Annotated in this window: 18 protein-coding genes and 3 tRNA genes; 12 read left to right on the top strand and 9 right to left on the bottom strand. The window is 34.0% G+C overall.

The annotated features are described in order from the left end of the window. Positions 1-16 precede the first annotated feature (16 nt). Together LBU54_RS08490 and LBU54_RS08485 are read right to left on the bottom strand one after the other, a co-directional pair. Positions 17-1,606, bottom strand: a complete 1,590-nt coding sequence (locus tag LBU54_RS08490) for an ATP-dependent DNA ligase (protein ID WP_224528313.1) — start codon at positions 1,604-1,606, stop codon at positions 17-19. Beyond that, the gene (locus LBU54_RS08485; protein ID WP_224528311.1) at positions 1,603-2,640 is read right to left on the bottom strand and encodes a ligase-associated DNA damage response exonuclease; all 1,038 of its coding nucleotides are present in this window, start codon (positions 2,638-2,640) and stop codon (positions 1,603-1,605) included. Before LBU54_RS08485 ends, LBU54_RS08490 begins: the two co-directional genes overlap by 4 nt. A 193-nt stretch (positions 2,641-2,833) precedes the next feature. Here LBU54_RS08485 and LBU54_RS08480 point away from each other — a divergent pair. From LBU54_RS08480 to LBU54_RS08455, 6 genes are all read left to right on the top strand, one after another. Continuing rightward, positions 2,834-2,920 (top strand) — tRNA-Ser (locus tag LBU54_RS08480). A 78-nt stretch (positions 2,921-2,998) separates the two neighbouring features. Further along, a tRNA-Pro gene (locus tag LBU54_RS08475) sits at positions 2,999-3,073 on the top strand. Positions 3,074-3,307: 234 nt separating this feature from the next. Next, a tRNA-Arg gene (locus LBU54_RS08470) sits at positions 3,308-3,381 on the top strand. A 333-nt stretch (positions 3,382-3,714) separates the two neighbouring features. Continuing rightward, entirely contained in the window at positions 3,715-4,947 is a 1,233-nt protein-coding gene (locus tag LBU54_RS08465; protein ID WP_224528309.1) for a tyrosine-type recombinase/integrase, read from the top strand. After that, on the top strand, positions 4,944-5,813 hold the full coding sequence (locus LBU54_RS08460; RefSeq protein WP_224528307.1) for a hypothetical protein: 870 nt from the start codon (positions 4,944-4,946) through the stop codon (positions 5,811-5,813). Before LBU54_RS08465 ends, LBU54_RS08460 begins: the two co-directional genes overlap by 4 nt. Before the next feature lie 40 nt (positions 5,814-5,853). Then, positions 5,854-6,084: a hypothetical protein gene (locus LBU54_RS08455; RefSeq protein ID WP_224528305.1), complete on the top strand. Its 231-nt coding sequence runs from the start codon at positions 5,854-5,856 to the stop codon at positions 6,082-6,084. Here LBU54_RS08455 and LBU54_RS08450 read toward each other — a convergent pair. Continuing rightward, a complete protein-coding gene (locus LBU54_RS08450) occupies positions 6,041-6,430 on the bottom strand; it encodes a hypothetical protein (RefSeq protein ID WP_224528304.1) in 390 nt (129 codons plus the stop codon). The genes LBU54_RS08455 and LBU54_RS08450 overlap by 44 nt on opposite strands. 228 nt (positions 6,431-6,658) lie before the next feature. Between LBU54_RS08450 and LBU54_RS08445 the strand changes: the two genes are divergently transcribed. Genes LBU54_RS08445 through LBU54_RS08420 form a run of 6 tightly spaced genes read left to right on the top strand, consistent with a single transcriptional unit; the run spans position 6,659 to position 15,227 of the window. Further along, positions 6,659-7,546 (top strand): phospholipase D family protein, encoded by an 888-nt coding sequence (locus LBU54_RS08445; RefSeq protein ID WP_224528300.1) that lies wholly within the window; start codon positions 6,659-6,661, stop codon positions 7,544-7,546. 8 nt (positions 7,547-7,554) lie between these two features. Next, entirely contained in the window at positions 7,555-9,117 is a 1,563-nt protein-coding gene (locus LBU54_RS08440; RefSeq protein ID WP_224528299.1) for a type I restriction-modification system subunit M, read from the top strand. A 3-nt stretch (positions 9,118-9,120) separates the two neighbouring features. Continuing rightward, a complete protein-coding gene (locus LBU54_RS08435; RefSeq protein WP_224528296.1) occupies positions 9,121-9,609 on the top strand; it encodes a hypothetical protein in 489 nt (162 codons plus the stop codon). Next, positions 9,610-10,836 carry a restriction endonuclease subunit S gene (locus LBU54_RS08430; RefSeq protein ID WP_224528293.1) on the top strand — a complete coding sequence of 409 codons (1,227 nt, stop codon included), beginning with the start codon at positions 9,610-9,612 and terminating at the stop codon, positions 10,834-10,836. Positions 10,837-10,874: 38 nt separating this feature from the next. Continuing rightward, positions 10,875-12,344, top strand: a complete 1,470-nt coding sequence (locus tag LBU54_RS08425; RefSeq protein WP_224528292.1) for a hypothetical protein — start codon at positions 10,875-10,877, stop codon at positions 12,342-12,344. Positions 12,345-12,353: 9 nt separating this feature from the next. Next, the gene (locus tag LBU54_RS08420) at positions 12,354-15,227 is read left to right on the top strand and encodes a type I restriction endonuclease subunit R (protein WP_224528290.1); all 2,874 of its coding nucleotides are present in this window, start codon (positions 12,354-12,356) and stop codon (positions 15,225-15,227) included. Between the two features lie 247 nt (positions 15,228-15,474). Here LBU54_RS08420 and LBU54_RS08415 read toward each other — a convergent pair whose 3' ends face one another. The 6 genes from LBU54_RS08415 to LBU54_RS08390 form a co-directional block, all read right to left on the bottom strand. Then, positions 15,475-16,170: an HNH endonuclease gene (locus tag LBU54_RS08415; RefSeq protein WP_224528288.1), complete on the bottom strand. Its 696-nt coding sequence runs from the start codon at positions 16,168-16,170 to the stop codon at positions 15,475-15,477. 162 nt (positions 16,171-16,332) lie between these two features. After that, entirely contained in the window at positions 16,333-17,442 is a 1,110-nt protein-coding gene (locus tag LBU54_RS08410; RefSeq protein ID WP_224528286.1) for a hypothetical protein, read from the bottom strand. A 1-nt stretch (position 17,443) separates the two neighbouring features. Beyond that, a complete protein-coding gene (locus tag LBU54_RS08405; RefSeq protein WP_224528284.1) occupies positions 17,444-18,622 on the bottom strand; it encodes a hypothetical protein in 1,179 nt (392 codons plus the stop codon). 169 nt (positions 18,623-18,791) lie between these two features. After that, positions 18,792-19,301, bottom strand: a complete 510-nt coding sequence (locus LBU54_RS08400; protein WP_224528282.1) for a hypothetical protein — start codon at positions 19,299-19,301, stop codon at positions 18,792-18,794. A 15-nt stretch (positions 19,302-19,316) separates the two neighbouring features. Further along, complete coding sequence (locus LBU54_RS08395) at positions 19,317-19,520, bottom strand: hypothetical protein (protein ID WP_224528281.1); 204 nt, start codon at positions 19,518-19,520, stop codon at positions 19,317-19,319. Positions 19,521-19,625: 105 nt separating this feature from the next. Further along, positions 19,626-22,325 carry an ATP-dependent DNA helicase gene (locus tag LBU54_RS08390; RefSeq protein ID WP_224528279.1) on the bottom strand — a complete coding sequence of 900 codons (2,700 nt, stop codon included), beginning with the start codon at positions 22,323-22,325 and terminating at the stop codon, positions 19,626-19,628. Positions 22,326-22,446: the final 121 nt, after the last annotated feature.

Below are 22,446 nucleotides of genomic sequence, written 5' to 3'. Positions count from 1 at the left end.
AGATGCTGAAACGAGTTCAGCATGACAAAATGAGTGCTTTTACAGCTTCAATAGTATCTATCTCTTCTACAGGTTTATCTTTTCGCCATCTTGCAATACGTGGAAAACGCAAGGCGACACCAGATTTATGACGATTGCTCAATGCGATGCCTTCAAAAGCGATTTCAAAAACAAGCTCTGGCTTTACTGTTCTTACTGGCCCAAATTTTTCAATGGCATTCTTATTCACCCATTGCGAAATCTCGGTAATTTCTTTATCCGTTAATCCTGAATAGGCCTTAGCCACTGTAACCAAAGCATCATCCTTCTTTACCGCAAAGGTATAATCCGTATACTTCGAACTTCGACGTCCACTACCCTTTTGCGCATAAATCATAACCGCGTCTATGGTCAATGGATCTACTTTCCATTTCCACCAATCGCCCTTTTTACGACCCGTGTGATACGGTGATTTTTTCTGCTTCAACATTAAGCCTTCGCTATTTATGGCCCTGGAATTGTTTCGGATTTCATGAAGCGTTTCCCATTCCGTGAAATCAACAAGAAAGGATAATTTAATATGTTCGGGTAAAGCCACAGCATTAAAAAGAGACTCTAACCGTTTGCGACGTTTGTCAAAAGCAGTTTCGCGAATATCATCACCATTGTATTCGAGAATGTCATAAGCATAAAAACCGATAGGCACATCCTCTAAGAGCTTCTTTGTGACGTTTTTACGATTAAGACGTTTCTGCAAATCGTTAAATAGCAATACGTCGTTATCCTTTAAAGCAAGAATCTCACCGTCAATAACAAAATCGTCCTTGAAATTCTGCATCGCTTCTACCAACTCTGGAAATTGTTGGGTCACCAATTCTTCACCTCTAGACCAAATATAGATTTCGTTATTACGCTTTACAATCTGCCCGCGAATACCATCCCATTTTTGTTCTACGATCCAGTCCTTTGGTTCACCTAAATCCGGTAATTCTTTTTCCAAAGCATAAGCCAAACAAAACGGGTAGGGTTTTGAATTATCATAATTAATATGGTTACCATGAATCAACTCTTCAAAAGTTATGGACTCAACGTCCCAATTCCCTATGATACTATGCATTAATTGGTTGGCATCAATATTGGTTAGCCTTGCCAAAGCGTTGACCAAAGTTTTTTTAGACACACCAATTCTAAAACTACCGCCAATAAGTTTGTTGAAAATCAATCGCTCTTGTTGGTCCAGTCCAGACCAAGCTTCTAAAACAAATGCTTTTTTTTCGTCATCGGTTTTAGGTTTTAAAGCTTTTAATTCGGTCATCCATTCGTGCAAGGATAAGTCTAATTTATGGCTTGGTGATGGTAATAATAACGCCATGGTTTCCCCTAAGTCACCTACCGCGCTATAACTTTCTAAAAACAGCCATTCTGGTAATTTGGTGATTTCCATACACCATTCGCGCATTAAGGTGGTCTTAACAGGACGCGACGGTCTTTTACCGGTAAACAAAGCGATGAGCCACAATTTGTCCTTGTCTGGTGCTATTTTGAAATAATTGACCAAGGCTTCAATTTTAGCATTGGTCTTATTGGTGATTTCTATGGCACTTATGAGGTCTGAAAATAACTTCATTTTACCGTAGCTTTATCCGTTTCTGCTTCTGCTTTAGCTAAGGCTTCATCACCGTATTCAGTCACTAATTCATCTGCTTTAATGCCAAGCTCGTTTAAGTATTTTGAAAACACGGCTTGCGAACCATGCGTAACATACACCTGTTCAGCCTCCGAAGCTTTTACGGCAGAAATTAAGCCATTCCAATCGGCATGATCACTAACCGCAAAACCAGCGTCAACTGCTTGCCAGCGTCTATTTCCACGAATTTGCATCCAACCCGAACATATCGCTGTCGCTGGATTTGGCACACGTTTGAGCATACGTGATCCTAAAAGTGCTGGTGGTGCAATGATTATTTCATTCTGAAGTGTTTTCTTATCCAAGTCCGCAGACCATAATTTAGTTTCAGGAAGTTCAATTCCGGAACTAGAAATAGCCTCATTCAAATTATGAATAGAACGATGCACATAGATATCATCACCTCCTTCTAATAAAGACATAAGGCGCTGTGCTTTTCCTAGAGAATAACCAAGAAAAACGGAAGTACGATTATTTTGTTGATTCGTTTTTACCCAAGAATGCAGGTCTTCTTGTAATGCTTCTTCTGATTTCCAGTTGTAAATAGGCAATCCAAATGTACTTTCGGTAATAAAGGTATTGCACTTTACAGGTTCATAAGGTGTGGTAATAAAATCGGGTTGGGTTTTGTAATCTCCTGTAAAGACGACTACATAACCCTTATACGCTAGGCGAATTTGTGCCGATCCAATAACATGGCCTGCAGGATGAAAACTTATCTCAACCCCATTAATAGTAGTAGCCTTGTTATAGGGCATACTTTCAATTTTAATAGCGGCACCTAAGCGATGTTGTAATATAGCTTTTGAATCGTCTGTACAGAGATAGCGTTTCATACCCCAACGTGCGTGATCTGCATGGCCATGGGAAATAATCGCATAATCCACTGGATACCAAGGGTCCAAATAAAATTTTCCTTGTGGGCAATAGATGCCTTTTTTAGTGAATTTAATAAGTTGGTTTTCCTTGGACATAGCAAGACGAAGCTATTGAAAATGTAAAAAAGTGAGTAGTAAAAATACGTTAAAGTTTCATTTTGAAATTGATCTTAAGATTAATCCCTTAATTATGCCAAAAGAATTAAAAAATCGAATAAATTTTTTGCGTTCTTTAATATGTTAAGTTACATTTGCATCCGCAATTTTAAGAAACGTTCTTATAAATTTAGGAGAGGTGCCAGAGTGGTAATGGAGCAGATTGCTAATCTGTCAACGCGTAAGTGTTGCCCGGGTTCGAATCCCGGTCTCTCCGCCAGAATGAGAATAGAAAGGCCAACACACCGGCTGGCCCTTTCGCTAAAAATGTCTACAAGACATTTTTAAACGCTCAGTCCGGGGTGTAGCGTAGCCCGGTTATCGCGCCGCGTTTGGGACGCGGAGGTCGCAGGTTCGAATCCTGCCACCCCGACAAACAAAGCAAACGAGGATTTTTCGTAGAAGGCTCGCTTTCTTAAGGAAAATGAGAGTTTGCTTTAATTGGCAACGCCAATATAGGATCACGGAGCATAGCGACGTAATCCTAAAAAGTTTTCAGGATCAACGTAGTTAATCCTTTAAATTGAGTGCCTTAAATGGCGTGGCCTAGCGCAAGCTGGCCCCTTCGTTAAAAATGTCTGTTAGACATTTTCTAGACACTCGGTCCGGTCGCGTAGCTCAGCTGGATAGAGCATCTGCCTTCTAAGCAGACGGTCACAGGTTCGAATCCTGTCGCGATCACTTTTTTATTTTCAGTATTTTTCACTTCCCCGCGTTACACCAGTAACGACGGGGATTTTTGTTTCTCTTGGTTTCGGTGAAGTTCATTTAAAACCACTAAAATGATTCACCAAAATTTCACCAAAAACGCATGTTTCACCAAAAAGGCGAAACGATTTCACCTTTTCCTATTTCTCCTTAAGCCTTTAGGGCACAAGACTTTGTCATGTTCGAGGTCAGGTTTAACGTTTCACCAAAACAGGGTAAAGATGTCTATGGTGAAATTTTACGTGTCCATTTTTTCTTCCACAATTATCAAATCGATTTAATTACGTTTCACTAAAAATTAAAACCATGTCAATTTCATTGAAATTTTACCCCAACGTCCATAAGAAAAGTGTAAAAACCAACAGAATCCCAATTTATCTTTGGATACTGCTTAATGGTAAGAAAGCTGAAGGAAGAATTAGCTTAGTACCAGTTTCCAGTGCTGCATTAGAGTATTGGGATAAAGAAACCCAGAGGTTTAAAAAACAATTTGAACAATACAAAGCCTATAATCTCATGCTAAATACTCTGGAAAATGAATTCCATAATTACCTCAGGGAATATCATAACGAATTGGCCTATATCAAACCAAAGGATATTCGAGATCATTTATTAAACAGAAAAAGCGAAGTAGATAACTCTAACTTGTTAGAAGCCATTAGAGGCTACTACACCAATGATATATTACCAGACAGAGATAAAGCACTTGGCACAAAGAAGAACTACAAGAAGTCTATTAACCACTTCTGTTCCTTTTTGAGTATTCATAAACTCGAAGATTTAAGAGTTGAAGAGTTTAGAAGAAAACATGCCAATTGGTTCTTAAATTATTTAAAGCAGCCAAATCATGAGATTGGTAAAATTGGTCTTAAAGGGCAATCCATTAATAGCGTTATTAAAAATATTAAACCGTTTTTTGTGAAACTTCAACATGAAGAACGTATAAATAGTAACCCTTTCATGGGGGTTAGAGCCACACCAAAAAAATCGTTTAAACCCAGATTAACCAATGAAGATTTTAGACGTATTGTGGAACTTGATTTAAGTCAAAAACCAAAACTTCAACCGTATAGAGACATATTTTTGTTTCTGTGTTATACAGGGCTAAGCCATTGTGATGCAATTAATTTGACCACAACTGATATAAAAAATGGTTATATTCAGCTTTACAGAAAGAAATCAAATGTTAGCGTAAAACAATTTCTTACAAAACAGACAAAGAATATTGTGAAAAAATATTCTGGTAATATCCCTGAAGACCGGATTTTACCTAAGCGTAGCTTGGATAAAACTAACTTGAATTTAAAATTAATTGCCATTTTAGCGGGTATAGACTATAATGTTACTAGCTATAGCGCTAGACGATTTTTTAGGCAGTCCATTCATGAATCAGGAATTAGAGAAAGCCTCGTTGTAAAGACTCTCATGGGGCATACCCAGTCTCAAGACATGGACAGCCATTATTTATTTGTTAATGATCAGATATTAAAAGACGCCAAAAAGAAGTTACAGAAGCATTTTAAACACCTAATTAAATGATTGAAGAAAAGTATATAAACAGAGGGATACAGCACATTAATTACATGACTGGTCTTTCTGGTTTCAACATAGCTTATTTAAACTTTAAAAGAAGCGAATTATTACTTCACTGGAAGGGTTTTGCTGAGGACTATCTAAAACTTCAACCTGGCGAGAAGCTGATGAATTTAAACGCGGATATTATAATTTTCTCAGTATTTAACGATAATGAAGTATTAGATTTAATGACCAACCTTAAAGTTAGTAGCTCAGTAACAAATTACTTTATTGATGGAGAACAAACAAGCAAAATGGTAAAACAGTTTATTGATAGCTCTAAGTTTGAGTGGGACTTTCACAATATCATGAGCATTTTTAACATCTATAGTTATGCCTTTTTCTCAAATAAACTGAGGGAGGATTCCGAAATTAGTGACACTGACTTGAATAACCATTTGCTTGGTATTCATAGACGTGAAATCAAAGGAAAACTGACTAGAGAGGAACAGGTATTAAAAAATACCTTCAACAAAATTGAAAGTGAAGCCAACGCTGAAAATGAAGACTATAAATTGTTAAGAGCTAAAAACGGCTTGAGAAGTATAGTGAAAAAAGCATATAATTTTCCTCATAAGCTACAATTTCATCTAATGTACATCCATGATTTAGAAAGAAATAAGGAGTTAATTGGTGATAGTTTTAATGAGTCCGACTATAAGTGCGAATTTTTCGATTTGGTGAATTTATTAATTCGAGATAAAGAAATATTATGGGGAAAAGAAGGTGACGACTTAGAACTAACCTATGGCCCTCCTGGCAACAGAAGGTTTAAAATAAAACGTGTTGAACAATTGTTTCTAAACTTGTCTGATTTTTATTCCATTTAGGTTTATTTATTTGAACGACCTTAGTACTAAAATAGATACTATGGAAACAAATGACAATAAGCAGCGGGAACTTAAGGAGATATCAATCATTGGTGATTGGATACCGCGTAAGGTCGTACAAGAGTTTTTTGGTTATGGTAATACCAAGATGGCAAACTTTGCCTCAGATTATAAAGTGACAGTGTCAAAAGTCGGTAAGCGTATATTTTACAAGTATTCTGACTTACTTAAATTATTTGACGATGGTATAATGAACGATAATTTGCAATAAGTTCATTCGCACTACTATCGCTAATAAACTTGATACTATCTAGTATTTCAATAGCCAGTTTCATTTGTGTTATAAGTAACTGTGCGGAGCGAGGATTGTCCCCAGTTCTCCAAATTTCAAGTTTTTCCAGTAATTGCGTAAGAAGTAACATCATTGTATCCACTAGTTCGTTGCCTTCAGCTGACAGTTCGTCGTTTTCAAAATTATGTTTGTGTGTAGATAACAAAACATTGCCCCAGCTAGATTTGGTTAAGCCATTTGAAGTCGCTATTTCACTAAACTCCTTGTATTGATTTTCGGTTACTTTTATTGTAAAATTTTTGTTTTTGGGTTTCTTCGATTCCATGTTCCTGTTATTTCTTTCGAAATTATTCCAATATTTTAAAAACAAGTGGAATAAAAAAGTGACACCTTAATTAGTATTTATTACTCTTGTTTAATGTCACAATTTTTAGTGTTATACTTTCTTAAAGATTTTGATTTGTTTTTGCTTTTCATATCTTTAGCCTATTCCCTTAATTGATAATAGCGACTCCTAACCGAGGCGCTTTATTTATGAAGAAAATTTAAATAAATGGCCAAGTTTATCACAGGAAAAAAACTAACCGATGAATTATGCAGTATTATTAAAGATGCCAAAAAACAATTACTTATTGTATCGCCTTATATACAGCTAGATGACTATTTTAAAAATGAATTATTTAATAGATTAAAAGGTAACTCTAGCCTACATATATTAATCGCTTTCGGTAAAAATCAGCATAATCCATTGAGAAGTATCAAAATGGAGGACTTAAATTATTTCAAAGAGTTCCCAAATATATCGATAGTATATATTCCTAATCTACATGCAAAGTATTATGCCAATGAAGATAGAGGATTAATTACTTCGGTGAATCTTTACGATTATTCATTCGACAATAATGTAGAGTTTGGTGTGGTTAGTGAAGCCTCATTATTTCGTTCGTCTGATATCGATGCACAGGCTTGGAATAAGACTATGAAAATATTAGATAGAAATTATGCCGTTTATATTAGAAGACCTAACTTCAAGAAAAAAATACTTTTTGGAAAAGACTATATGGGTTCAGACACTCAACTTGATTTGACTGAAGAATTAGTAAATGGAAAATTAACCACCAAAGTAAATGTGTTTGAATTTATGCCTGAAAATTATATCAATGATGATAATTATAGTGATGAGGTCTTAACTAGAGATGAATATCAGGCACAAAAAAAAGTAGTGAATCACAAGAAGCAGAAAAAGTTATCTGCAACTAACTTGGGTAAGATAAAAGGCAAGTCTTTCAATGAGGTAATACTTACCATGCAAAAACAGGGATACATCCTGGATAAAAACACAATAACCAATAAAGGAGCCTCACAAGGACTGGCCTATAAAGAAAATAAAAACGGAGCTAAATGGATTGTATATCCAGAATCATTAGCAAAAATATTATAAAACAACACATGTCCGAAGACCAACAACAACTACATCAAACCCTCTGGAACATCGCCAACGACCTTCGTGGAAACATGGACGCCGATGATTTCAGGGACTACATACTAGGCTTTATCTTTTACAAATACCTAAGCCGAAAAATGACACTGCACGCCAATAAAGCCTTGGCACCAGATGGACTCACGTACGACCAAGTGATGGGTCATCCACAGGAAGCAGACTTATTAGAGGCGATTAAGTACGATGCTCTGGATGCGCTAGGCTATTTCCTAAAACCAACCGAACTCTTTAGCGAGCTCGCCAAACGCGGTAACTCAGGTGGAGTGAACAAGTTCATTTTAGAAGACCTACAAAAGGTATTGACCAACATCGAGCAAAGTACTATGGGAAGCGAGAGCGAAGACGACTTTGGTAACCTCTTTGAAGATCTCGATTTAACCTCAAGCAAACTCGGTAAAACCGAAGAAGCCAAAAACGAACTCATTGTTAAAGTGCTCACGCATTTAGAAGGCATCAATTTCGATTTAGAAAATCAGGAAAGCGATTTGCTTGGCGATGCTTACGAATACCTTATCGGGCAATTCGCCTCAGGTGCAGGAAAAAAGGCAGGTGAATTTTACACGCCACAGCAAGTCTCAAAAATATTAGCACAGTTGGTCACTACAGGTAAAGACAGACTCAAAAGTGTGTACGACCCAACCTGTGGTTCGGGTTCGTTGCTCTTACGTGTCGCCAAGGAAGTTAAAGAAGTAGGTGGCTTCTACGGACAAGAAAGTAACCCAACCACTTATAACTTGTGTCGTATGAACATGATAATGCACGATGTGCATTACAAACGCTTTGATATTTATAACGAAGACACCTTGGTGAACCCATCACCAAAACACAGCGACATGAAATTCGAAGCCATCGTTGCCAATCCACCATTTTCAGCCAAGTGGAATCCCGATGCCATTATCAGTGACGAGCGCTTTTCACCTTACGGTAAAATGGCACCAAAGTCCAAGGCTGACTTTGCCTTTGTGCAACACATGATATACCAGTTAGATACCAACGGTACCATGGCCTGCGTACTGCCACATGGCGTGTTGTTTAGAGGCGCTGCCGAAGGCCATATACGCCAATACCTTATAGAAGACACCAACCAGCTCGATGCCGTCATTGGTCTACCCGCCAATATCTTTTACGGTACAGGCATCCCAACCTGTATTTTGGTCTTAAAAAAGCAACGGCAAAACGCTAACGACATCCTGTTTATAGATGCCAGTAACGATTTTGAAAAGGTAAAAACCCAAAACGTCCTCTTGCCAAAACATATAGACAACATTGTAAGCACCTACCGCAATCGCGAAACCAAAGACAAGTACAGCTATTTGGCGAGTTTGGACGAAGTACGCGAAAACGATTACAACCTCAACATCCCACGCTATGTAGACACCTTTGAAGAAGAAGGACCCGTAGACCTACAAACCGTTTCTCAGCAGTTAAAAGATTTAGAAAAAGACATGAAGTCAACCGATGCTACCATTGCCGACTTTTGCCAGCAATTAGGAATTGATACACCTTTTTAAAAAATGATTTGGGAAATTGACCATAATATAATTAGAACAGCTGCCATTACAATAGCTTCTGGATTTGGAATATTTACTTTTTTTAGGGGTTATCGTGAGTTTAAACGTAATATTAAAATTAAGCGAATAGAACTTTACAATGAATATCGGGATAAAATGATTTCCGATAAAAACATAAAAAATATATTGAACCTCCTTGAAGAAGATAGTCCAAAGATTAAGGAATTGCCAAGGATAAATCGTTATAAATTTATAGGCTATTATGAGGATATTGCTCTGTTATTAAATTCAAAATTCATCAAACCTGAAATTGCCCATTATATGTTTGCCTACTATGCAAAGTTATGTTGGGCGAATGAAGATTTTTGGCATGATATAAATAGAGATAGTCATTACTGGAGAGTTTTCAAGGAGTTCGTAGATAAGATGCAAAAATTAGAAGAGAATAAAATGACCATTTCTACCAACAAAGAACTAAAATTTAAATTGTAATTGATTACCGAAACACCACATACCAATCCAACTGTCACTTCGAGCGCAGTCGAGAAGTCTCAAACTTTAATACCGCAATTACGCTTCGCCGAATTTGATAGTAAATGGGACATCTTAAAACTAGGTGAGATTGGAAAGTTTAAAAATGGACTTAACAAGGATAAAAAAGACTTTGGTTTTGGTCACCCATTTGTGAATTTGTTAGATGTATTTGGAAAATCGATACTCGAAGAAGAGAATTTGGACTTGGTAAATGCAAATGAAAAAGATTTAAAATTATATGATTTAAGAAAGGGTGATGTTTTATTTATTAGGTCTTCTGTTAAAAGAGAAGGCGTAGGTGAAACTACTCTTATTTTAAAGGATTTAAATGATACTGTTTATAGTGGATTTTTAATTCGTTTTAGAGAACGATGTAGTAAATTAGAATTACATTATAAGAGGTACTGTTTCACTAGTTTTGGATTTAGAAAGGAACTGCTTTCTTATGCGACCTCTAGTGCCAATACCAATATAAATCAAGATTCCTTATCTCAGGTAAAACTAATATTCCCAACCCTTCCCGAACAACAAAAAATCGCCAGTTTTTTAAGTACAGTAGACACCAAACTACAGCAACTTACCAAAAAAAAGGAGCTTTTAGCGCAGTACAAAAAAGGCGTGATGCAACAACTCTTTAACCAACAACTACGCTTTAAACAAGAAGATGGTAGCGACTATCCAGATTGGGAAGAGAAGAAGTTGGGAGATGTATGTTTCAAAGAATCTTCAAGTCTCACAATCAAGATGGCTGAAGGGCGAGAAGGAGAATATTTATTATATGGTGCAAGCGGAATTCTTTCTAGAATCGATTTTTTCGACCAAGAAGATGAATACATCTCTATTGTAAAAGATGGTTCGGGAGTGGGCAAAATCTTTTTATGTGAAGCCAAATCTTCTTGTTTAGGAACAATGGACATTATAAAGTTGCTTGATAATAATGACCTGTACTTTGTTTATTGTCTATTGGATAATTTGAGATTCGAAAAATATATCGTCGGTGGAGCAATTCCTCATATTTATTTTAAAGACTATTCAAAAGAAAAAATTGAAATCCCTTGCACAGAAGAACAACAACAAATCGCCATTTATTTATCTGCCCTCGATACCAAAATAGAAACCGTTACCCAACAAATCACCCAAACCCAACAGTTTAAAAAAGGGCTGTTACAGCAAATGTTCGTATGAGATTATTGAAAATAAAAATACGTAAACCCTAACCAACAATGAAGAAAATTATCTTATTGCTAGGCTTATCCTTGATAACTGGTCTTGGATTTTCTCAAAAATCTCCAAAAGAAAAAGCTAAAGATACCATTCTAAGTTTTTGGAAAGCCTATGAAAAAGACATTCAACTGCAAATATATGAATCCTATCGTAAGATGATTAAGAGCAAACTGGGTAAAAAAGCTGCCGAGGAATTTGCTCAATTAGATAATAAAGAACTTTTTTTTGATACCTCTACTTATAAAACTTTTAACCTAAATGTTGATGATACTGAAGCATTGCAAGATGCTCTATTCTCTAATGCCATAAAACATGGCTTTTACAACCGCAAAATGGTTGAAAAATTCAAAGCGAATGAAATTTCCTCCTATTTTGGAAATGTGTCTGACCTCGCCATTCAAGAATATTATGCTACATATAACACAAATGACAAGACCATTTCAGTTGGCAAAAACACTAGTTTGTTGGGTAAGGAAAAACTAAATCGTTTAGATTGGATTTTAAAGACGGGATTAACCATAAATACTAATGATGAATTTGGTGCCATAATTAAAAATGGTCAGTTGCAACGTAATAATATTGTTCTAAATCTAGGTATAAATAAACTGTCTGATGGATTTGTAAATTTTGAAAAAACAGAAACCGTAAATTATGCGGCTCTAATGGTTGACCATAGAGACAATATTCTAAAGGGTAAAATGTTTAAAAAAGTAAATACCTATTTAAAGGAGCACTTTGATGTTACCGTAGATTCTATACAAAGGTTAAATAGAAAATTTCATAATGGAGATGGAGACTACGAAACTAAGCTTAACAAATTCGCGGTGGGCAAAAAAAATAAATATTATAGCGAAACTGCTACCCAAGAAATTAAATTTATCAAGGAAAATAATCTTTATAGGTCTTTTGAAACCAGTTGGTTTAGCTTTAACGTCAATATACCACTTGGTAACACCGAAGTTCTAAGTGCTAATAGTGCATCATCTAGTACTATAGAAACGAATGAATTTAGCGCATACAATGCAAATTTATCCTGGAATTATTTATGGAAAAAACCAAAAGGCATTTCTTACTTTGTGAGCCCTTCCATTGCAATGAAGAACAATAACAATTTCTTGGCTAACAATATAAACTCTACAACTTTTCAGACAATAATAGACCAAGGAGATTCTCAGCAATCTATTAGTGGGCAATCTCAAGTTTTTATTGGTGAGTTTGAGGAGTTTGTTACAACAACCATAAAAATTCAAGCAGCATCGCTTTTTATTGCGGAATCTTTAGGGGTGAGATTTACATTTGAACAGAATTTTGGTGAGTTTAATGCGACCAACTGGTCTTTTGGTGTACCTATTATTGTTAAGGAGAAAGGGAAACCAGTTCTTAACTTAGAGTTACAATACCGGCTTCAAAATGGCGATAATTTGTTTGGTATAGGAACCAGCGTATTATTAAAAAGTCTTACAAAATAAATGTAAAAAATGACTAAACAATCCGAAGCCATATTAGAACAGAACCTTATTAACCAACTGGTTGGTTTGGGTTACACGTCTGTGGTAATACCAGATGGTTCAGCTTTGGTCACCAATCTCAAAAGTCAGTTAGAGGCATTTAATCAATTATCTTTTTCAGATAAGGAATTTGAAAGTATTCTCAACCATTTAGCCAAAGGTAATGTCTTTGAGAAAGCCAAAACCTTACGTGGTCGTTTTCAATTTAACAATGATGCTGGTGAGCCTACCTACATTCGTTTTTTTAATTCAGAAGATTGGAGAAAAAACCTATTTCAAGTCACGCACCAAATCACCCAAGAAGGCACTTACAAAAATCGCTATGATGTCACATTGTTGGTCAACGGTTTACCACTAGTACAAATAGAACTCAAGCGTCGTGGTTTAGAAATTAAAGAAGCCTTTAATCAGATTAACCGGTATCAACGGCATTCGTTTTGGAGCAATCATGGTTTATTTCAATATGTGCAATTGTTTGTCATCAGTAATGGCGTTAACACCAAATATTTAGCGAATAATGCCTTGCAATCGGTAAAGCAAACCTTCTTTTGGTCTGATGAGCATAATAAAAACATCAAGGAACTACCAGATTTTGCCAATGCGTTTTTAAACAAAGACCATTTAGGTAAAATGATTGCCAAGTATATTGTGCGTAATGAGACACACAAGATTCTTATGATTCTTCGTCCTTACCAATTCTATGCAGTTGAGAAGCTGGTGGAGCAAGTAAAATCATCAACAGAGAACGGTTATATCTGGCACACTACAGGTTCTGGTAAAACCTTGACTTCGTTTAAGGCGAGCCAAATCATCATGGATTTACCTTCGGTTGATAAAGTCCTTTTCGTAGTAGACCGAAAGGACTTGGACTACCAAACCATGAAGGAATTCAATAGCTTTAAAAAAGATAGTGTAGATGTTACCAACAATACCAATAATTTGGTTAAGCAACTCACAGACGAGTCTAAATTGGTATTGACCACCATTCAAAAGCTTAATAACGCCATTTCTAAAGAGCGTTATGAAAAGCGCTTATCTGCCTTAAAGGATAAACGCATTGTTATCATATTTGATGAATGCCATCGCTCACAGTTTGGCGAAACGCATCAGCGTATTACAGACTATTTTACCAACAGTCAGCTTTTCGGTTTTACAGGAACACCAATCTTTGCAGACAATGCCTCTAAAAATGATTTGGGTAAACGCACCACCAAGGACCTATTTGGAGAATGTTTACATAAATACGTCATCACAGATGCTATTGCAGACCAGAATGTTTTAAAATTCGGTATTGAGTATGTTGGTAAGTACAGGCAAAAAGGAAATACGTTCATCGATATTGAAGTTGAAGATATCGACAAGGCAGAAGTGTTCGCAGATGAAAAACGACTAGAGAAAATTGCAGATTATATCATAGCTTATCATGGTCAAAAAACATTTAATAAGGAGTATTCGGCTTTGTTTGCCGTAAGTAGTATTGACACGCTTATTAAGTACTATGATATTTTTAAACGTAAAAAAGAAGCAGGTGAACACAATATTAGAATTGCCACCATTTTTTCATATGGTGCCAATGAGGAAGATAAGGATGCTATGGACTATTTACCTGATTACGACTTTGATCTGGCTGCAGAACCCGCTTCAAAATATAAAACCAGTCACACCAGAGAAAAATTAGACGAATACATTGCAGATTATAACGCCATGTATAATACCAATTTTTCAACGAAGGATAGTCAGCAGTTTGAAAACTACTTTAAAGATATTAGCAAACGTCTAAAAGATCGCGAAAAGGCAACCTTTAACGATCATAAAGACCGTTTAGATATTGTCATTGTGGTAAATATGATGCTCACAGGATTTGATGCTAAAAAGGTAAATACATTATATGTCGACAAGAATTTACGGTATCATGGCTTGATTCAAGCTTATTCCCGTACCAATCGTATTCTAGGCGAAAAGAAATCGCAAGGGAATATTCTCTGCTTTAGAAATCTTAAAAACGTCACTGACGAGGCTATTACTTTGTTTTCAAACAAGGATGCTAAAGAAGAAATAATCATTCCGCCATATGAAGCGATAGCATCAAAATTTGATGAGGCTTTAGCCAATTTACTTCAAATCACACCAACCTATCAAAGTGTAGATGATTTATATGGTGAAGAACAGGAATTGGAATTTGTACAAGCGTTTAGAAAGTTATTACGTGCCAAGAATGTCCTAGAATCTTATGTGGATTTTGACTGGGATGATATAGACATAGACGAGCAAACCTTTGAGGACTACAAGAGCAAATATTTAGACCTCTACGATAAACATAAGGGTAGTCAACAAAAACAAAAAACATCCATTTTAGATGATATCGATTTTGAGTTAGAGTTGATCCATCGAGACCAAATTAATGTTGCCTATATATTAAAGCTTCTAGCAAAACTTAAAGACGCAAAACAATCAGAGGCACAAGCACAGAAAAAGGCCATCATTGATTTATTGGCCGGAGAAGTAGAACTTCGAAGTAAACGAGAATTGATAGAAAAATTCATTGAAGAAAATCTACCGCATATTGAGGATGTGGACGCTATACAGGATGAGTTTGAAAACTACTGGCAAGAACAAAAAGTATTAGCTCTGGCAAAATTATGTGAAGAGGAAAACTTAGATAAAGCCCAATTTAATGCCTTAATGGAAAGTTACATCTACAGTGGTCAAGAGCCTATTCGTAATGATGTTTTCAAATGTCTAGATAACAGGCCAAGCATTCTAAAAGCGCGTGAAATCGGAGAACGGATTATCAATAAAATGAAGGAGTTTATTCAGGTGTTTGTTGAGGGCATGACAGGATAGAATTGCCTGTTTTAGGTAGAACAACAAAATTGTTCTAAAACATAAAATTTTACATATTACGTACAACAATGCCGACTTGTAATAAGCACGAGTATTGCTTTGTGATATAAATGTATACATCTATGTACTAGATGCTTACAAATGTATACATCAAAAAACAATCTAGCCCCTAACCTACTCTAATAGTATCCTTTACCTTCAATGCAATGTCTGATACCGCAACGCGGATTTTTCACAACAGTATATTCTACTTTTTAGCCTCTATTATATTTTTTAATTCTTGCACTGTGAAAGAATCTAAACCTCTATGCAGCATTCGATGGCAGTTTGCACAGACCAATGCCAAATCTTCCATGGATGTTTCAGATTCTTCATTTATATCGTGTAAAGGTGTTCGGTGATGGCATTCAATAAATCCATTTCCTAATTCCCCGTACTTTTTATAAAAGTCAAATCCGCAAACTTCACAATCCAGCTTGCTATACTTCTTCAGATAAATTTCCTTCTTCTTTTTATTTATTTTCGAGTTTCTTTCGATGTGCTTGTGAAGTTTATATATGACTTTTCCTTCCTTTACTGTGAACGACTCTTGATCATCATCATCTTCAATTTTGTACAGCATAAATCGAAGGTTTTCATTAGAAATTGTTTTTTTGATTTTTGAAGCGATTGTTGAAAGATTAATTTTATTGTTCACAAATTCGTCAAATACCTGCTTATCTAACTTGCTGTATGATTCCATTCCCTTACCCTCATAATTTGGATCTATAGCAAGAAAATTACTCAGTTTTAATCCTACACCGTTGGGGTTTCTAAATTTTACTTGGTCTGGTCTATATTCATGTATCGGGAGTTTATTCAGAACCTCTGAAAGTTTTATTATTTTAGGATTTTTCGCATGAATCTGACCTGGCTCTAACTTAAAATACAATTCAAGTGCCAATATTATTTCATCTCTATGCCATTTAGGGTTTCTAATCGTCTTTATTAATGTCTGTGGTCTAGTGTATGAGTAGTAGCGGGTTTCTACTCACTAACTTTTCGGTTAAACACAGACCTTTGTTTTATGTTTATACTCCCCTTTTATCACTTAAACCGCTATTACTTATAAACATTGTTGTGGGCAGTATTTTTCTATGATATTTATTGTCAATAATTCTAATTCGTGTGTTATATTTTCAATTATTTCAATTTCCTCATCTTCGATATCTCGATAATTATGAACTATTAAATTTCTAACATCATAAATTAAATCACCGAGAGTGTTTCTGATTTTTTTCTTATGAGCAATTAATAAGTCTTTACAATCTCTTTCTAAATTTGGAATGTTAAAGTCAGTTTTATTTTCATTTAGACAGTCAACCACTTTTTTAATGTTACTCCTTTCTTTTCCAAGTTCATTAATCTTTTCAATGAAGTCATTTTTGACAATATCTCCATCATTAAATTCTTGAATCAAGTTATTGAATACCACATCGAACCTTTCAGTAAGAATGTATTCGATAATTTGATAAAGTATATGAAATCTTATCAAGTGGTGACCTAATGACTTTAAATGTTTAGAAAATAATTCAGTAAAAAATCTATCGCTTTCAATGTCTCTTTGAGATTTATAAAGATTTAATTTTACTTTCCCTCTATATCCTAAGCAATAAGTATTTTTTTGACTAAAATTCAGTAAATTCTTAATCTCATTCTGCTTATAATACCCATACTTAGATAGACTTGGGATGTAGTTTTTAATCGAAAAATCTGGAATTTTAGATGTGTTTTCTTTTGAGAGTATAAGGATGATTGGATTATCCTTATAAATGTCTGATATATTAAATTCTTCTAAATCATCTTTCAAAGTAATAGATTCTTCATTTGCTAATAGTAGTAATTGAAATGCTACATACTTATACTTATTCAAATGTTCATTATCATAAAAATCATTTTCTTTACCCTCCAAATTTGATAAAGGAAAAATCCAACCTAATCTAATTTTTGCAAGTTTATCAAAGATTTGAAAAACATCATTTTCAGCGTTTAAGTAATTGTTTTCGAAAAGAATTAATTCAAAATTAATATAAGAATATTCCTCATCTAAAATTGGTTGATATTCGACTAAAATTGAATTTAAACCTTCTTTATCCGAAACTTTAAAGAAAGTATTCGTGCCATCTTTTATTAATTCAAGGTTGGATAAACCTTTCCCTGTATAATATATCGGCATACTATTGTGTTTTTCTTAAATAGGTAGAAAATGCCTCATCAATTGATTTATTAAAATCGAGATAGGAATCACTTTTTCTATCAAATAGTTCTCGGAAAAAATGATGAAAAAACATTCTTTGGTCATTACCAATTTTCTTGGCAACTCTTCTAATATAATCCAGTTTTGTTATGTAATTATTAAAAGTAGAATTTACATCACCTAATTGAATGTCATTATATAGATTTGGAATATCATTTAAGTCTTCTATTGAATTGAAGTCAATTAATTTACCAATTGCAGAACCAAATCCGGTCATTAACTGTGTTCTTTTGAAAAGTTTCATAGCATCTTTTCCGAAAGGTTGACCAGATAGGGTAGAATCCAATGTTTTTTCATCAAACTCCCAGTCATTTGCTTTTTCAACTAAGGTTTGTACTAAACCATCATATGCTTTTAAATAATCGACAAATAAATCATTATCTAAATTTTTGGTAGATAATTTTTCTAAACTTTCAATATTCTCTAATACAGAATTCCTATCCATAGGCAGGTAATCACGGTCTAAATATGAGTTGAATCCTTCTACAATTTCTTTGAATTTATATTCTTTTATGCCTTTAGGTGTCTTATCTTGTGATTCTAATAATAAAGTTATACCTCCTAAATCTTGCTCTAAATAATCCGAGTAAAGAATTTCTATTTGATGCCTCATAGACATTGGTGTTTGACCAGTGTTTAGTGTCAACATACGATACAAGATTCCAATCTTATTAATTCCCAAATAAATTTCAATTCTTAATTTTTGTGAACTAAGTTTTTTTAAGGATTCTTCATCTTTTGAAGATTCTAAATCTTTAAATAAATCACGTATTGTGAAAGTTCTTTGAAGTCCATCCAATATTATTAATCGATTTTGTTCTTTAATTATATAATCTGTTATTTGTTTTTCTTCAAATCCTTTTTCTGGGTCAAAATCTTTGTCCGATAAAGCAAGTACGATTGGTGGAACAATACAGCCTTCTAATAAATCCCTTTTTAATAAGCTATAAACAGTTGAAGATGATTTCACTCTTCGCCTTTGAAATTCATTTTTGTCTAAAATTGATTTGGACATCTGATAATAATCCTCAAGATTAATTTCAAACAATAGATTGTAAGCTTTTATTCGATTATCAAAAATTTTGTTGATTAATTTCATATTCTGGTTTTTTTATATTGCCCACAACGTGTTTGTGTATGGCTCGTTGCGGAAAATCAGCTATGATTTTCCGATTAAGGAAACAAGATAGCAAATTGCGCAAGAATTTCCGAGTAGGAATTTCCAAAGCAATGAGCTATACACGGTGTCGTATGTAGTTTTTTATTCATTACTTTGTTTTTACTGAAACGAACTCCTTTATTGGATTTGGGCATTTCCAAATTGTTTTTGACTGAATTGAATTATAAAAGCATTTGTATTCAACAATAAAAACTAATCCTTCGAGAAGGTTCCAATATTCTATTACCTTTTCTTCACTGTTCAATTGTTTTTCAGAGAAAATCAGCCATTTCAAATCAGTTGTTGTTATAGTTGAACCTTTGTTAGCGATATACATTCCAGAAGTAAATCCTTTTTCATGAAGGTGATTTGTCAAATCTTTGGTCGTGATGATTTTACCATCATGTTTTATTGAGAACGCTGTAATTATTGCAGGTCCTAGACCAACATTTTTTAACCAAATTCCATCTATTTTTTCATCTGTTGTCCAACCAATTTTAAGAAGAGGCCTTATTCCCAATCTATTATGTTTTCGAGTAGCATATATTTGATAAATTGTTAGAAATATTGCGCAGATAGCTATAATGACAGTAGCAATATTTGTTATGTTTTCTTCCATTTTATCAAGTTCAGTTTAACTATTATTTTCAAGATATGTTTCAAGGTCTCCCTTATCTAACAAATGGCGATAGCCACCAAAAAGTGCACCACAAAGAAAAGAAATACAAGCAATTATCTTTTCATATTCTATTAACTTTATGTTCTTTGTTGTTTTCCATGATTTGTTTTGCTTGTGCCTAACGGTGTCGTGTATGAGTAGTAGGGGATTTCTACTCACAAACCTTTCGGTTTGAACTAACCTTTGTTTTATGTTTATACTTTCGTTTTATCACTTAAACCGCTATTACTTATACACAATGTTAGCAACTGGCTTTTTCATTTTTTACAGATTATACTTTTTCTTCAGCAAAGAATAGTCCTTTCTATTAAACTTGGTTTTAAAACTCCCAAGAATTTTCTTTTCAGATTCTGGTGTCCAATAAATCTTCAGTTTTTCCTTTGCTCTCGTAATTGCTGTGTAAAAAATATTATGCGAAATCATTTCTTCCACTTCGTCAGTTATAACAATTTTCACAGAATTATATTCTAAACCTTGTGCTTTATGAATTGAAACTGCATAAGCAACTTGGAAAGGTATTATATTACTAGAATCGTCATCATCCTCATCTGTACTCTTGTATTTGTCTACTGTGAATCGAATGACAGAGTAACCACTTTCTGCATTCTCTAAAAGTTCAAAATCGTACCATTCGGTATCAAATTCATTAAGTACAAGAAATACTTCTATGTCGAATTGAATTTTATCTTCAAGTAATTTTATACCAAAAATTCTACCTTTGAGATTATTATAAATTAAGGGTGAAAACCTACCTGATTCATTAAAAATGATAGGGTCATTTACCTTATATGTATGAGTACCCCAAACAAAAGCCTGATTGTTATTACTACTTTGAAGAAATGAGTTTATGTTGTTAATACCATAAAGTCCATCGTAATTGAGGCAAAGAATTATTTCGTCATCTTCTGTACTTTGAAAAATCGAGTTGTCAAGAGTAGTTGAATATTGATTTTTTGTTAAAGTTTCTAATATAGAATCTTCGATGTTCCTAACTCTTTGCCAAAGGCGTAGTAAATTTTGATTATTACTTCTATAGGGTTTTTCTAGTTCAAAAACAGATGACTCTGGAATGAAATATTTAATTAAAGTGAACCAATTGCCAAATAATATAGATTCAATTTGAAAAACGTCTCCAACCAATATAAGCAACCTAAATTTTGCCTTATTAAGTATTTTAAGCATGTCAGAGTTACTGACTGTACTACACTCATCGATAATTAGAATATCGTATTCATTATCGTGACTCCAAGAGAATTTTGTTATCGTTTTAAAACTACAGTTTGCCACTTTTATGTTTCTCTTTAAATTGTCAACAGCAGGATTTGTATTTGCTAAATAAAGTTTACTTTCTTTGTCAAAAAAGTTAGAAATATGATTAATCATTGTTGACTTACCTGTTCCTGCAGCACCATAAATCAAAGCAACTTTAGAATGCTCAAACAAGTTTTTAAGAGCTAACTTTTTTTCGTCACAATCAATAACGTATGAAGTCGATTGAAGCCAAGATTCTATAGATTTTTTGTAATTTTTGATACCATCCGATGATACCTCTTTCAACTTTTCTATGATATTATAAGTATCGGCTTCATAACCTTTTATGAAAGCATGTTTTTTGTAAATTTCAATACGTCTATTTTTGTGTTTCCAGTACAAATTATTATTCCATTCATCAATTAGTTCTTCAATATTCTCAAAATTTTCAATTTCATTAATTTGAGTGTATAGTTGTCCCTTTTGCTCAGTATTGTTCTTAATGTGTCTAGCTAAGATTTCATGTTTTCTGTCATCGGTATTAATAGATGCAAATAGGTCACTGAGTTTAGGATTATGATTGATTAAAGCTGAATTGAACGGCATTTGGTCAAAAGGAATGCAACCATACTCTAATTTTAGATTTGATAACAACTCACAAGAAGCGTGATTATACTGCTTCTTAATTATTTTATTATTAAGTCTAAGTAGTAAATATCTAATAACATTAGAGCCATCACTTTTATTTTTGCTCATTTCTCGGCATTTATCTAAAAGCTTGAAAATGCGAGAAACCCTTGCCTTTTCAGTTACAGTCTTTTTTACATAGTTATAATACCAATCATTCAAGTTTATGACTTCAATCAAGTTCAATCCTGAAGAAGTTAAGTATTTCATTAGCTCATATGACTCTTTACCACTACTGATTTTAGAGCTTATGCCAAATATTTTTGCGACGTTGTCTATTTCACATGGTCGAATTGAAACTTCCCATTCATCGATTATTTTTATTGGCATTCTTTTGTCCAAAATCTCAATGTAGTCCGTACTAATGGATAGCTTAACTGCATAATTGCCAAGAATGTCAATATTTGTAAACGCTATAATTCTGTCAAACTTGCTAGTGTAATCGTTCGCTCTCTTAAAAGTTACTTCATAATATATTCCACCGTTGATAAAAAACGGCTTTATCTTTTGAATATAGTATCTGTCTTTATAATCACTTTTAACTCGACTCTCTTTGGATTGATTTATTAAATGAGATATTTTCTCATAATATTCTTTAAGATTAGAATCAGTTTGAATTGGAAATTCTTCAAGGTTATGCAGGACTTCCAAATTAAATGTATCCTTTAGGAAGGACTTTATTTTTATTAAATACTCATAGTATTTTAGTAATAATCTTTCTGAACTTTCTTCATTTAATGTGTAATGAGAAGCTGTAATTTGTAAGAGTTTATGGAACCTTGATAAGAATTTTAAGTCACCTCTTGCTTTTATATATTCAATAGCATTTTGGATGTTCTTGTAATCATTGTTTAATTCTGTATTTTGAACGTCTTCAAGAACTTTTAATCCAATGTGCTCAACGAAATTCCTGAGTTGGGATAATATATTCTGCGATAACAACCCTCTTTCCTCTGCATCGAATTTTTCTATGTTTTTACATATGGCTTTATCGATATTTATTATATGAGAGGTTATTTCATTCATTTGTAATTTTGATTTGGCTTGTTGCTAACTCAAGGGTTAAACGTAGTTCTGCTTTGAGAATGAAAAGATAATAAATTCCTTAGCAATAATTAGAGAATAGGTCTTCCTTATACTCTCTAAT

Origin of the sequence: Winogradskyella alexanderae (assembly GCF_020166335.1) — a bacterium.
GTDB lineage: Bacteria > Bacteroidota > Bacteroidia > Flavobacteriales > Flavobacteriaceae > Winogradskyella > Winogradskyella alexanderae.
The sequence above is the reverse complement of the archived record's forward strand: the minus strand, read 5'-3'. Positions and strand labels throughout refer to the sequence as shown.